This is a genomic window from Stenotrophomonas sp. (assembly GCF_059505245.1).
On the sequence record NZ_JCACKF010000051.1, the window covers coordinates 1 to 13,261 of the forward strand.

At 68.6% G+C, this 13,261-nt stretch carries 9 protein-coding genes; 5 read left to right on the forward strand and 4 right to left on the reverse strand.

From position 1 onward, the window contains the following. Positions 1 to 98: 98 nt before the first annotated feature. Positions 99 to 788, reverse strand: a complete 690-nt coding sequence (locus tag AC5JLE_RS20350) for a response regulator (RefSeq protein ID WP_014648775.1) — start codon at positions 786 to 788, stop codon at positions 99 to 101. Continuing rightward, positions 785 to 2,176, reverse strand: a complete 1,392-nt coding sequence (gene baeS, locus AC5JLE_RS20355; RefSeq protein WP_164111000.1) for a sensor histidine kinase efflux regulator BaeS — start codon at positions 2,174 to 2,176, stop codon at positions 785 to 787. The genes AC5JLE_RS20350 and baeS overlap by 4 nt, the downstream gene beginning before the upstream one ends. Positions 2,177 to 2,304: 128 nt before the next feature. Between baeS and smeA the strand changes: the two genes are divergently transcribed. Genes smeA through smeC form a run of 3 tightly spaced genes read left to right on the forward strand, consistent with a single transcriptional unit; the run spans position 2,305 to position 8,075 of the window. Then, complete coding sequence (gene smeA, locus AC5JLE_RS20360; RefSeq protein WP_049403957.1) at positions 2,305 to 3,501, forward strand: multidrug efflux RND transporter periplasmic adaptor subunit SmeA; 1,197 nt, start codon at positions 2,305 to 2,307, stop codon at positions 3,499 to 3,501. Between the two features lie 12 nt (positions 3,502 to 3,513). After that, positions 3,514 to 6,663 (forward strand): multidrug efflux RND transporter permease subunit SmeB, encoded by a 3,150-nt coding sequence (gene smeB / locus AC5JLE_RS20365; protein WP_100450759.1) that lies wholly within the window; start codon positions 3,514 to 3,516, stop codon positions 6,661 to 6,663. Next, the gene (gene smeC, locus AC5JLE_RS20370) at positions 6,660 to 8,075 is read left to right on the forward strand and encodes a multidrug efflux transporter outer membrane subunit SmeC (protein ID WP_496065576.1); all 1,416 of its coding nucleotides are present in this window, start codon (positions 6,660 to 6,662) and stop codon (positions 8,073 to 8,075) included. The genes smeB and smeC overlap by 4 nt, the downstream gene beginning before the upstream one ends. Before the next feature lie 150 nt (positions 8,076 to 8,225). On the opposite strand, the gene mnmG is transcribed toward smeC, so the two are convergent. Continuing rightward, positions 8,226 to 10,115, reverse strand: a complete 1,890-nt coding sequence (mnmG, locus tag AC5JLE_RS20375) for a tRNA uridine-5-carboxymethylaminomethyl(34) synthesis enzyme MnmG (protein ID WP_164110993.1) — start codon at positions 10,113 to 10,115, stop codon at positions 8,226 to 8,228. A gap of 546 nt (positions 10,116 to 10,661) precedes the next feature. Then, positions 10,662 to 11,153 (reverse strand): hypothetical protein, encoded by a 492-nt coding sequence (locus tag AC5JLE_RS20380; protein WP_134966378.1) that lies wholly within the window; start codon positions 11,151 to 11,153, stop codon positions 10,662 to 10,664. 160 nt (positions 11,154 to 11,313) lie between these two features. On the opposite strand from AC5JLE_RS20380, the gene AC5JLE_RS20385 reads away from it, so the two are divergent. After that, positions 11,314 to 12,276 carry a pyridoxal-phosphate dependent enzyme gene (locus AC5JLE_RS20385; protein WP_164110991.1) on the forward strand — a complete coding sequence of 321 codons (963 nt, stop codon included), beginning with the start codon at positions 11,314 to 11,316 and terminating at the stop codon, positions 12,274 to 12,276. Beyond that, positions 12,261 to 12,905, forward strand: coding sequence for a YdcF family protein (locus tag AC5JLE_RS20390; RefSeq protein WP_069117674.1), 645 nt, complete (start codon positions 12,261 to 12,263; stop codon positions 12,903 to 12,905). The genes AC5JLE_RS20385 and AC5JLE_RS20390 overlap by 16 nt, the downstream gene beginning before the upstream one ends. Positions 12,906 to 13,261 lie beyond the last annotated feature (356 nt).

Genomic DNA, 13,261 nt, shown 5'->3' on the forward strand with positions numbered 1-13,261 from the left:
TTTTTTTCGTGTGGTTGTGGGTTCCCGTGCCCTCGCGCTATTATTCTGGCGGAGCGCTTTATTCTGCTGGGTCGCGGCCCGCGCCCCGGCACTACCGGCTAGGGTTCGTAGCTGTAGCCCATGCCGTACACCGAACGGATCGGTTCGCCTTCCATGCCGGCGTCGGCCAGCTTGCGGCGCAGGTTGCGCACATGGCTGTCGACGGTGCGGTCGACCACCACGCGGTGGTCCAGGTAGAGGCGGTCGAGAAGCTCATCGCGCGCCCAGATCCGGCCGGGCGTGGCCAGCAGGGTGCGCAGCAGGCGGTATTCCACCGGCGTCAGGTCCAGGCCCTTGCCGTTCCAAGTGGCGCGTGCCGCCGGTTCGTCGATATGCAGCCCGCTGTTGGCGCGTGCAGCGGGGTCCGGGCGGTAACGGCGCAGCACCGCCACCACCCGCGCGACCACTTCGCGCGGACTGAACGGCTTGCAGATGTAGTCGTCGGCACCGATGTCCAGGCCCAGCAGGCGGTCGATCTCTTCCACCCGCGCGGTGACCATGATCACCGGTACGTCGCTGCCGGCGCGCAGTTCGCGGCACAGGTCCACGCCATCGCGTTGCGGCAGCATCAGGTCCAGCAGCACCAGGTCGGGCTGGTAGCGCGCGAATGCGTCGATCACCTGGCCGCCATCGTCCACCCATTCGCTGGTCATGCCGGCGGCGGCCAGGTAGTCGCGCAGCACCGAGGCCAGGCGTGGCTCATCCTCGACGATCAGGATCTTCGCGGACGCGGCGGGGGACAGGCTCATGCGGACTCCGGCAGGGTGACGACCACGCGCAGCCCGCCCAGCGGCGAGGGCTCGGCGTGGATATGGCCGTGGTGGGCGAGGATGATGTTGTGGCTGATGGCCAGGCCCAGCCCGCTGCCGCCGCTGGCGCGGTTGCGCGAACTCTCCACCCGGTAGAAACGCTCGAACAGCAGCGCGCACTTGTCGGCCGGTACGCCCGGCGCGGTGTCTTCCACGATCAGCTGCACGCCGGCGGGCACGCGCGCAGCCTGCACGCGCACGCGGCCGCCGCCATGGGTATAGCGCAGCGCGTTTTCCAGCAGGTTGGCCAGCACCTGCTGCAGGCGGCGCTCGTCACCGGACACCTGCAGCGGTGTGGCGGGCAGCGCTTCTTCCAGTGCCAGCCCCGCCGTGGAGAAGCGCACGCGCATGCCATTGAGCTCGCTACGCAGCAGCGCCAGCAGGTCCAGCGGGGCGAATCGGTAGGCCAGGCCGCCGGACTGGGTCATCGACAGGTCGTGCAGGTCGTCGATCAACTTGCCCAGCTGGCGGATCTCGCCCTGCAGGGCACCCAGGTTGGCGCGGTCCAGCGGGCGGATGCCGTCCTCGATCGCCTCCAGTTCGGCGCGCACCACCGCCAGCGGCGTGCGCAGTTCGTGCGAGATGTCGGCAATGAAGGCGCGGCGGTTGCGCTCGGTGTCGTCCAGCGCCTGCGCCATCCGGTTGAAGTCGTTGACCAGTGCATCCAGCTCGTCATCGCTGGTGCGCTCGATGCGGGTGGCGTAGTCGCCGGCGGCGAGCCGGTGAGTGGCGGCGGCCAGCTTGGCCAGGCGCTGGCGCAGCGCGCGCGACACCAGCCAGGCCAGCACTACGGTCACCAGCAGCAGCGAAATGCCGATCACCCACCATGCGCGCATCTGGGTGTTGTAGAAATTCAGGTCGTTGGTGGCGATGACGGTCTGGAACGGCACCATGCCCAGCCAGCCGACGGTGTGTCCGTCCACCTGCACACTGTGCGGCTCGTCGTCGCTGATCGCGTCCGGGTTGCCGGCCACGAACCGATGCTGCGCATCGAACAGGCCCAGCCGCGAGGGAACGCCGGTCTGGTCGGACAGCGGCGGCACGGGCCCCTCGTGCCCATGGCCCAGGTCCGGGCGCAGCAGCCGCGCCCAGCGGTCACTGTCACCGCGCAGATGCTCCCAGCCGCCGTGCGTGCGGTACTCGCGCTGCAGGTGTGGCATCACGCGCTGCATGCGCAGGTCGCCCTGGTCGTTGAGGTAGTCCAGGAAGCCGGTCTGGAACGCCACGCGGCTGGCAATGCCGTTCACTGCCAGCACCAGCAGGCAGGCGGTGAAGATCGCGAGGAAGGTCTTCGCGGTCAGGCCGAATTTGAATCGAATCTTCGCCATCGCCGGGCCATTAGCGGCGCATGCGGCGCCGAAAGCAAGCGCCCGCTGAGCCGGTCGCACAATCTCCATATTCTCTGCACACTTTCACGGCAGCGTGCACGGGTCAACGAAAGGCCCCCACGCCCCCCATGTCACTCCTGCGTCCGCTGTTCCGCTCCCCCCGTGCGTTGTTGTTGCCCCTGCTGCTGGCCCTGGCGGCCTGCTCGGCGGGCAGGACCGAGGCCCCGGCCACCCCCGAAGTCGGCGTCATCACCGCCCGGGCGCAACCGCTGGCACTGCAGCAGACCCTGCCCGGCCGGGCGGTGCCGTTCGAGGTGTCCGAGGTGCGGCCGCAGATCGGTGGGCTGATCCGCCAGCGGTTGTTCACCGAAGGCCAGCAGGTCAAGGCCGGGCAGCTGCTGTACCAGGTCGATCCGGCGCCGTACCAGGCCGCCTTCGATACCGCGCGTGGCCAGCTGGCGCAGGCCGAGGCCGCTGTGCTTTCGGCGCAGCCGAAGGCCGAGCGCACCCGCACGCTGCTGGGCATGGACGCGGCCAGCAAGCAGGACGCCGACGATGCCACCTCGGCACTGAAGCAGGCCCAGGCCAACGTGATTGCCGCGCGCGCGGCATTGCAGGCCGCCCGCATCAACCTGGACTACACCCGGGTGACCGCACCGATCGACGGCCGCATCGGTACCTCCAGCGTCACCGCCGGCGCGCTGGTCGCCGCCGGCCAGGACGCGGCGCTGGCGACCATTCAACGGCTGGACCCGGTCTATCTGGATGTGACCCAGTCCAGCACGCAGATGCTGGCGCTGCGCAAGCAGCTCGACGCCGGCCTGGTGAAGGCCATCGATGGCAAGGCCCAGGTGAAGGTGCTGCTGGAGGACGGCAGCACCTATGCCCATGAGGGCACGCTGGAGTTCGTCGGCAGCGCAGTCGATCCAGGCACCGGCAACGTGGTGCTGCGCGCGGTCATTCCGAACCCGGAGGGCCTGCTTCTGCCGGGCATGTACCTGAAGGCGGTGTTGCCGATGGCCACCGATGCGCGTGCCCTGCTGGTGCCGCAGAAGGCGGTGCTGCGCAATGAACGTGGCGAGCCGCTGCTGCGCCTGCTCGACGCAAAGGATCGCGTGGTTGAGCGGCGGGTCAGTACCGGCCAGGTGGTGGGCAACCAGTGGCAGATCACGCAGGGCCTGAAGGCTGGCGAGCGGGTGATCGTCAGCAACGGCAGTGCGGTAGCGCTGGGCCAGCAGGTGAAGGCGGTGGCGGCCACCACGGCGCAGCTGGCGGCGATGCCGGCGGTCGACCCGAACGGCAACACCGACGAAAAGTCGCACTGAGGCCTGCCGCGCATGGTTCGTTTCTTCATCGACCGGCCGATCTTTGCCTGGGTGATCGCCATCGCGGTCAGCCTGCTCGGCCTGCTCGCGATCCTGATCCTGCCGGTGGACCGCTACCCGCAGATTGCCCCGCCCACCATCACCATCCGCGCCACCTACACCGGCTCCTCGTCGCAGACCGTGGAAAACGCGGTCACCCAGGTCATCGAGCAGTCCCAGCAGAGCCTGGACCACCTGATGTACATGACCTCGACCAGTGCTTCCGATGGCTCGGCGCAGGTCAACCTGGTGTTCGCCACCGGCACCAACCCGGACACCGCGCAGGTGCAGGTGCAGAACCAGCTGCAGGCCGCGATGGCCACGCTGCCGCAGGCGGTGCAGCAGAACGGCCTGACCATCACCAAGTCCAGTGGTTCGATCTTCGAGGTGCTGTCGTTCACCAGCGAAGACGGCAGCATGGACAACTTCGATGTCGCCAACTTCATGGAAGCGCGCATCGACGACCAGATCAGCCGCGTCAGCGGTGTCGGCAACATCCAGCCGATCGGCCAGGAATACGCCATGCGTATCTGGCTGGACCCGGAAAAGATGCGCCAGTACGCGCTGATGCCGTCGGACATCGAAACCGCACTGCAGGCGCAGAACACCGACGTGTCGGCCGGTGAACTCGGTGGCCAGCCGGCGCTGAAGGGCCAGCAGCTGGACGCGACCGTGACCGCGCGCAGCCGCCTGCACACGCCCGAGCAGTTCGCGCAGGTGGTGCTCAAGGCCGATGCCAATGGCAGCGTGGTGCACCTGGGCGACGTGGCGACGATCGGCCTGGGCCCGGAAAGCTATGACAGCATCAGCACGTTCAACGGCAAGCCGTCGGCCTCGCTGGGCATCGAGCTCAACGCCGGTGCCAACGCCATCGCCGTCTCCAAGGCCGTCGAGGCACGGCTGCAGCAGCTGCAGAAGTACTGGCCGCATGGCTACACCTACCACGTGGCGTTCACCACCACGCCGTTCGTGACCATCTCGCTGAAGGAAGTGGTGATCACCCTGATCGAGGCGATCGCGCTGGTCGTGCTGGTGATGTACCTGTTCCTGCAGAACTGGCGGGCCACGCTGATCCCGACCATCGCGGTGCCGGTGGTGCTGCTGGGCACCTTCGGCGTGCTGGCCGCCTTCGGCTATTCGATCAATACGCTGACCATGTTCGCGCTGGTGCTGGCCATCGGCCTGCTGGTGGACGACGCCATCGTGGTGGTGGAGAACGTGGAGCGGGTGATGACCTTCGAAGGGCTGGCACCGAAGCCAGCCACGTTGAAGGCGATGGGCCAGATCACCGGCGCGCTGGTCGGCATCGTGCTGGTGCTGACCGCGGTGTTCCTGCCGATGGCGTTCTTCAGCGGTGTCACCGGCGTGATCTATCGCCAGTTCTCGGTGACGATCGCCGCTGCGATGATCCTGTCGGTGCTGGTGGCGATGACCATCACCCCGGCGCTGTGCGGCAGCATCCTGCACCAGATTCCCAAGGGCGGCCATCCGCATGGCGACCACGCTGGCGAGCCGGGCCTGCTGGGCAAGTTCTTCATCTGGTTCAACCATCGCTTCGAGCGCACCTCCAACCGACTGCGCCATCGCGTCGACCGCTTCCTCGGCCGGCGCACGCTGGGCGTACTGTTCTACCTGGTGCTGAGCGTGGCCACCGGCCTGTTGTTGTGGCACCTGCCGGGCGCGTTCCTGCCCGATGAAGACCAGGGCATGCTCAACGCGCTGGTGAAGCTGCCCGCCGGGTCCACCCTGGAGCAGACCCGTGCCGTGATGGATCGCCTGAGCGCCGCCGCGGTGAAGGACGACAGCGTACTGTCAATCCAGGCCACCGCAGGTTTCAGTGTCAGCGGCAGTGGCCAGAACGTCGGCCAGGCCTTCATCCGGCTGAAGGATTGGGACGACCGCAAGGACGATGCCGATACCATCGCCGCGCGCTTGACCGCGGCCATGGCCAGCGTGCCCGATGCGCAGGTGTTCATCACCTCGCCACCGGCCATCCTCGGCCTCGGCGATGCCGGTGGCTTCACCCTGGAACTGCAGGACGAAGGCGGTGCCGGCCATGCCGCCGCCGTGGCCGCGCGCAACACGCTGCTGAAGGAGGCTGCCAAGGATCCGAAGCTGGTCAACGTGCGCTACGCCAGCCTGGAAGACGCGCCGGTGTACGCGGTGAAGGTGGACGACGCCAAGGCGCAGGCGATGGGCGTGAATCCGCAGGACATCAATGACACCTTGAACGCCGCGCTGGGTGGCGACTTCGTCAACAACTTCATCTACAAGGGCCGCATCAAGAAGGTGTTCATCCAGGGCACGGCCGAAGCCCGCATGCAGCCGCAGGACATCGAGCGCTGGAGCGTGCGCAACCAGGCCGGGCAGATGGTACCGCTGTCGTCGCTGGTCAGCGCGCACTGGACCAGTGCGCCGGCCGCGCTGCAGCGCTACAACGGCGTCTCGGCGATGGAGATCACCGGCCAGCCGGCACCGGGCGTCAGTTCCGGCGAGGCGATGGCCGAGATCGCACGCCTGGCCGACACGCTGCCGGAAGGCTTCAGCCATGCCTGGTCGGACATGGCCTACCAGGAACAGCTGTCGGGGAACCAGGCGCCGATGCTGTATGCCATCTCGCTGCTGTTCGTGTTCCTGTGCCTGGCCGCGCTGTATGAAAGCTGGGCGGTACCGTTCGCGGTGATGCTGGCAGTGCCGGTGGGCGTGTTCGGCGCCGTGCTGATGATGAACCTGCGTGGCCTCAACAACGACGTGTACTTCCAGGTCGGCCTGCTGACCACGATTGGCCTGGCAGCGAAGAACGGCATCCTGATCGTCGAGTTCGCGCGCATCCTCGAGCAGCAGGGCAGGAGCACCCGCGACGCGATCCTGCAGGCGGTCTACCTGCGGCTGCGCCCGATCGTGATGACCTCGCTGGCATTCCTGATGGGTGTGCTGCCGCTGGTGTTCGCCACCGGCGCCGGTTCGGCCGCGCGCCGTTCGCTGGGTACCGGCGTGGCCGGCGGTACGGTCGCCTCGATGGTGCTGGGCATGTTCTTCGTGCCGTTGTTCTACCTGCTGGTGCGCCGCCTGTTCCCGGGCCGCGCGCCGGCCGACGCCACTGCCCCGGAGGCACGCCCATGAAGCCGATGCTGCTGCGCGCCCTGGCGGCCGCAACGATGACCACCGTGCTGGGCGGCTGCGTGAGCATGGCCCCGCACTACCAGCGCCCCGAGGCGCCGGTGCCGGCACAGTTCGCCAATGCCGCCACCGGCGAGACCGGGCCAGCACTGGCGATGCCGGCCTGGCGCGAGGTGTTCCTGGAGCCGCGCCTGCAGCAGGTCATCGCGCTGGCACTGCAGAACAACCGCGACCTGCGCGTGGCGGTGCTGCAGGTGGAGAAGGAACGCGCGCAGTACCGCATCCAGCGCGCGGCGCTGCTGCCGTCGGTGGATGCCAGCGGCAGCATCACCCGCTCGCGGGTGAGTGATGCCAACAGCGAGATCGGCGTCAGCCAGGTGACCGAATCCGACAACGTGCAGGTCGGCATCAGCAGCTGGGAACTGGACCTGTTCGGGCGCATCCGCAGCCTGAAGAACGAGGCGCTGCAGAACTGGCTGGCCAGTGCCGAGAACCAGCGTGCGGCGCGCACCAGCCTGGTGGCGGAAGTGGCCACGGCCTGGCTGGCGCTGGCGGCCGACGAGCAGTCGCTGGCGTTCACCCGGCAGACGCTGGACAGTCAGCAGCAGACCCTGCAGCGCACCGAGGCCCGCCATGCACAAGGCCTGGCCTCGGGCCTGGACCTGTCGCAGGTGCAGACCAGTGTGGACGCCGCGCGCGCTGCGCTGGCCAGGCTGCAGGCCCAGCAGGCGCAGGATCGTGATGCGCTGCAGTTGCTGGTGGGCGCGCCGCTGGAGGCGGCACTGCTGCCCGGCGCGCAGGCACTGGACGGCAGCGTGGCGCTGGCACCGCTGCCTGCCAACCTGCCCTCAAGCGTGCTGCTGCAGCGCCCGGACGTGCTGTCCGCCGAACACGCGTTGCAGGCGGCCAACGCCGATATCGGCGCCGCGCGCGCCGCGTTCTTCCCGACGCTGACGCTGACTGCCAACTACGGCCACAGCTCCACCGCGTTGTCGACGCTGTTCTCGGCCGGCACCCGCGGCTGGTCGTTCGCGCCCAGCATCACGGCGCCGATCTTCCACGCCGGTGCGTTGAAGGCCTCACTGGATGCCTCGAAGATTGGCAAGGACATCGGCATCGCTCAGTACGAGAAGGCGATCCAGCAGGCCTTCAGTGAAGTGGCCGATGCCCTGGCCACGCGCGATCACCTGGGCGCGCAGATGGAGGCACAACGGGCACTGGTCGCCGCCAGCCAGCGCAGCTACACGCTGGCCGAGGCGCGCTATCGCACCGGGCTGGACGGCTATCTGCAGGCGCTGGATGCGCAGCGCAGCCTGTTTGCCGCGCAGCAGGACCTGATCGCGCTGCAGCAGCAGGAAGCGGGAAACCGGGTGACGCTGTTCAAGGTGCTGGGCGGTGGCGCAGACGCACGGTAACGCGCCCTGCTCTGGTAGGTGCCGACCTTGGTCGGCACGGAAGCATGGAGTGTCGCGATCTGATGATTCGTGCCGACCAAGGTCGGCACCCACCAAGGCAGATTCATGTGCCGACCCAAGTCGGCACCCACCAGAAGCGGACGGTGCTGCCTACGCCACGCGGCCCCGGCGTGCACGCTCCAGGTGCACCAGCAGCAGCGAGATTGCCGCGGGGGTCATGCCCGGGATGCGCTGCGCCTGGCCGATGGTCTGCGGGCGCACGCGCTCCAGTTTCTGCAGCGCTTCGGCCGACAGCCCGCGCACCGTGGCGTAGTCGAAGGCTTCAGCGATCGGCGTGGCTTCATGCCGCTGCTGGCGCTCGATCTCCTCGCGCTGGCGGTCCAGGTAGCCGGCGTACTTCACGCCGATCTCCACCTGCTCGGCCACCTTGGCGTCGGCCACGGCCGGGCCCAGCGACGGCACCTGCATCAGCTGCGCGTAATCCAGCTCGGGGCGCTTGATCAGGTCCAGCACGTTGGTTTCGCGGCTGACCGCCACGCCCAGCGTGTCCTGCACTTCGCGGCCCAGTGCGTTGGCCGGGGTCGCCCACAGCGCGCCCAGGCGCGCGCGCTCGGCGGCGACGGCGGCCTGCTTGGTCTCGAACGCGCTCCAGCGCTGGTCATCCACCAGGCCCATCTCGCGGCCGGCCGGGGTCAGGCGCTGGTCGGCGTTGTCCTCGCGCAGCTGCAGGCGGTATTCGGCGCGGCTGGTGAACATGCGGTACGGCTCGTTGGTACCGTGGGTGATCAGGTCATCCACCAGCACGCCCAGGTAGGCCTCGTCGCGACGCGGGCACCAGCCGTCCAGCCCACGCACCTGGCGTGCGGCGTTGAGGCCGGCCAGCAGGCCCTGCGCGGCGGCTTCTTCATAGCCGGTGGTGCCGTTGATCTGGCCGGCGAAGAACAGGCCGTTGACCAGCTTGGTTTCCAGCGAAGCCTTCAACCCGCGTGGATCGAAGAAGTCGTACTCGATCGCGTAGCCGGGGCGGGTGATGTGCGCGTTGCCGAAGCCGCGGATGCTGCGCACCATCTCCAGCTGCACGTCGAACGGCAGCGAGGTGGAGATGCCGTTGGGGTAGATCTCGACGATGCCCAGGCCTTCGGGTTCGACGAAGATCTGGTGGCTGGCCTTCTCGGCGAAGCGCACCACCTTGTCCTCGATGGACGGGCAGTAGCGCGGGCCGATGCCTTCGATCTGGCCGCTGTACAGCGGCGAGCGGTGCAGCGCGTCGCGGATGATCTGGTGGGTCTGTTCGGTGGTGTGGGTGATCCAGCAGCTGACCTGCTGCGGATGCTCGTCCACCGAACCCAGGAAGGACATCACCGGGCGCGGCGAGTCGCCGGGCTGCTCATCCATCACGCTGTAGTCCAGCGAGCGGCCGTCGATGCGCGGCGGCGTGCCGGTCTTCAGGCGGTCCACCTGGAACGGGCGCTCGCGCAGGCGCGCGGCCAGCGTGGTGGCCGGTGGGTCGCCCATGCGGCCGGCGGCGTACTGGGTCGGGCCGACATGGATCTTGCCGGCCAGGAAGGTGCCGGCGGTCAGCACCACGGCCTCGGCATCGAAGCGCAGGCCGGTCTGGGTGATGACCCCGCGCACAGCGTCGCCTTCGATGACCAGGTCATCGACGGCCGCCTGGAACACGGTCAGGTTGGCCTGGCCTTCAACGATGGCGCGGATCGCCATGCGGTACAGGTTGCGGTCGGCCTGGCAGCGGGTGGCGCGCACGGCCGGGCCCTTGGAGGCGTTGAGGGTGCGCCACTGGATGCCGGCACGGTCCGCGGCATGCGCCATCGCACCACCGAGGGCGTCGATTTCCTTGACCAGGTGGCCCTTGCCGATGCCTCCGATGGCCGGGTTGCAGCTCATCGCGCCCACCGTTTCGATGTTGTGGGTCAGCAGCAGGGTGCGCACGCCGGTACGGGCCGCGGCCAGCGCGGCTTCGGTGCCGGCGTGGCCACCGCCGATGACGATGACGTCGTAACGATGGAAGGACGGGTTCATGGGGCTGTTCAGCTGGGGGCAGGCGCGGCCGGGGCGGCGCCGGGGTGGCGATTTTAGCGCCATTCGGGGCCGCGGCGTCGGTGCCGGCCGGCCGGCGTCGAAATCAGCCCTAAAGTTGGCAGGATTATTGCAGATAACCCAATAGCACCCACCGTGGCTGGCGCCGCAGGCGCCCGTGACCGGAATTGGAACAGGGGCCGGTACAGGCGCACGGTGGGGGAGCAGAGGGCCGGCAGTCGGGGGACTGTCCGGCCCTGTTTTTTTGGGATTGCCGGGAAAGGCCCGACCACGCATGGCGTGGATCTACCGACGCTGGGGCTCTCTCCGGTTGGCGACCCGGCAAAACAGACGGCCCCGCAGTGCGGGGCCGTCTGTCTTCAGAGGTGCCGACATCCGACAGGGCCGGAACAGGGGGGATCCAGATGTTCCTGTCGGATATCGACGTAGAGATTTTTGCGGTGGCCCGTCTCGTTTTTGTCACTTTGTGACGCGGGCCGTCACCGGTTCCGTAGAGTGCAACCTGGACCGGGTGAAATGCAAGACGGTTCAGCGCTCAACTGTGCGCTGCGTCCCACGATCCATGTTGCGCCACGGGGAACCGTTCATCCTCGGCGCGCTGGGCGCCGGGGCCGGACGGGCCTGCGGTGGCGGCGCCGACGGCTGGATGTTCGACTGCGGCGGGCGACGCATCGAGTCCATGTTCCGCCACGGCGAACCGCCGTTGTACGACGGCCGCGGCGGCGGCGGCGGACGGTTCTCGCCACCGTTGCCGGGCGGGCGCGGTGGCGGACGGTGGTTGTGCGGCGGGCGGTAGATCGGGCGCGAGTAGTACGGATTGCCATAGCCGCCGTAGTAGCCGCCATAGCCGCCGTAGTAAGGGTAGCCGTAGTTGTAGGGATAGCCGGCCGGGTAGCGGTACTCCACCGACGGCGCACCGTGGTAGTAGCTGCCGCTGCGGCCACCGCCGACATAGTCGTAGGTGGTGCAGCCGGTCAGGGCCAGCAACAGGCCACCGGCAAGCATCAGGCGCGTTTTCATGGTGGGTCCCCCCAGAGGACGGGTTGTGCAGTCAGCTTCGTGCGCAGGCGTTGAATCGGCCCTTAACTTCACTGGCCAGGATGAATGGAGGTGAAGGCCCTCATGCTGGCATGACCTGTGCCGGGGTCGCCAGCGTGGAGCCATACGTTAATCTTGCGTCATGAGCGATTCACTGTTGCCCCGTGCCGACGATGTCCTGGCTGCCGCTGCGCGGATCGCGCCGCACGCCAGCGTGACCCCGGTGCTGCGCTCGCGCACGCTTGATGCGCTGGCCGGCGCGCAGCTGGCGTTCAAGGCCGAACACCTGCAGCGCGGCGGCGCATTCAAGTTCCGTGGTGCCTGCAACGCGGTGTGGTCGCTGGATGCCGATCACGCCCGTGCCGGCGTGGTCACCCATTCGTCCGGCAACCACGGCGCTGCCCTGGCCCTGGCCGCGCGCACCCGTGGCATTCCCTGCCACGTGGTGGTGCCCGAAGGTGCGGTGGCGGCCAAGCTGGCCAACATCGCCCGCCACGGTGCCACGCTCTGGCGCTGCCCGCCGACCATCGCCGACCGCGAGGCCGCCTGCGCCAAAGTACAGGCTGATACCGGCGCGACCCTGGTCCATCCCTATGCGGACCCGGCGGTGATGGCCGGGCAGGGCACCGCGGCCCTGGAGCTGCTGCACAGCGACGGTCCGTTCGACGTGCTGGTAGTCCCAGTCGGAGGGGGCGGCTTGGCCAGCGGTACCGCCCGGGCCCTGCAGTTCGCCAGTCCCCAGACCCGGCTGGTGCTGGCCGAACCGGCCGGTGCCGACGACACCGCGCGCTCGCTGGCCGCAGGCGAGCGCCAGGGCGCGTTCACCCCTGACACCATCTGCGACGGCCTGCGTACCCTGATCGGCGCCCCCAACTTCGCGCTGCTGCGCGCGGCCGGCGTCGAGGTGATCGTGGTCGACGACGCCGCCACCATGGCCGCGATGCGCCTGCTGTGGGAGGTGCTCAAGCAGGTGGTCGAGCCGTCCTCGGCCACCGTGCTGGCCGCGGTGCTGGCACAGCCGCAGCGGTTCGCCGGCCTGCGGGTGGGCCTGGTGCTGTCCGGTGGCAATGTCGACCTGCCCGCGCTGCGTTGGGGGGCGCCTTGAGCCGCGACCGGCACCGGCCCCGCACCGGCCTGCTGGGCTGGCTGTGGCGGCTGTTCGTGCTGCTGGTGGTCTGGCTGCTGGGCGTGACCGCCTGGATCGTCTGGGTGGGGGAGCGCGACCAGGCAGCCAAGGCCGACGCCATCATCGTGCTCGGTGCGGCGGCCTATGACGCCAAGCCGTCGCCGGTATTCGAAGAACGCATCCGTCATGGCCTGGATCTCTATGAAGCCCGGTACGCGCCACTGCTGATCTTCACCGGCGGCTACGGTGGCACCGGCGCGCGCTTTTCCGAATCGCAGGTGGCGCGGCGCTATGCGCTCAAGCATGGCGTGCCGGACGATGCGATCCTGATCGAGACCGCCTCGCGCAACACCGTGCAGAACCTGGTCGAGGCCAAGCGGCTGATGGACCAGCGCGACCTGCACCGGGTGATCATCGTCAGCGACCCGTTGCACATGGCGCGCGCGCTGCGCCTGAGCAAGGCGCTGGGCATCGATGCGCTGGCCTCGTCCACGCCCAGCACGCGCTTCCGCAGCTTCCACACCAGCTGGCGCTTCCTGGTGCAGGAAATCTATTTCTTCCACCGCGACCTGGTGCGGCCGCCGCTGAGTTCGCCGGCCAACACCTGAGGGCGGAAGCCTGATCTGGGCAGATGCCCATCGTGGAATCGTGAGGTTGCCGGCCAGCGGCCGGCACTACCAGACGATCAGGTCTGCCTGCGCCGGATCGGGATCGCCGACACCGCCCGAATTGGGTGGGTGCCGACCTTGGTCGGCACAACCTGTCAGATCGCGATGCCGCCGGCACTGTGCCGACCAAGGTCGGCACCTACCAGAGCGATTCGCGCACGATGTGGCATACGGTAGTGCCGGCCGCTGGCCGGCAGATGCCCATCATGGAAACGTGAGGTTGGCGGCCATCCGCCGGCCCAAAACCCCCGGCACGACTGGCAGCGCCGGATCCGGGTCGGCGACACCGACCGCAA

Coding starts and splice junctions, on each gene's coding strand:
- AC5JLE_RS20385 (WP_164110991.1), top strand. CDS start 11,314: ATGAGCGATTCACTGTTGCCCCGTGCCGACGATGTCCTGGCTGCCGCT.
- AC5JLE_RS20350 (WP_014648775.1), bottom strand. CDS start 788: ATGAGCCTGTCCCCCGCCGCGTCCGCGAAGATCCTGATCGTCGAGGAT.
- AC5JLE_RS20380 (WP_134966378.1), bottom strand. CDS start 11,153: ATGAAAACGCGCCTGATGCTTGCCGGTGGCCTGTTGCTGGCCCTGACC.
- mnmG (WP_164110993.1), bottom strand. CDS start 10,115: ATGAACCCGTCCTTCCATCGTTACGACGTCATCGTCATCGGCGGTGGC.
- smeB (WP_100450759.1), top strand. CDS start 3,514: ATGGTTCGTTTCTTCATCGACCGGCCGATCTTTGCCTGGGTGATCGCC.
- smeA (WP_049403957.1), top strand. CDS start 2,305: ATGTCACTCCTGCGTCCGCTGTTCCGCTCCCCCCGTGCGTTGTTGTTG.
- smeC (WP_496065576.1), top strand. CDS start 6,660: ATGAAGCCGATGCTGCTGCGCGCCCTGGCGGCCGCAACGATGACCACC.
- baeS (WP_164111000.1), bottom strand. CDS start 2,176: ATGGCGAAGATTCGATTCAAATTCGGCCTGACCGCGAAGACCTTCCTC.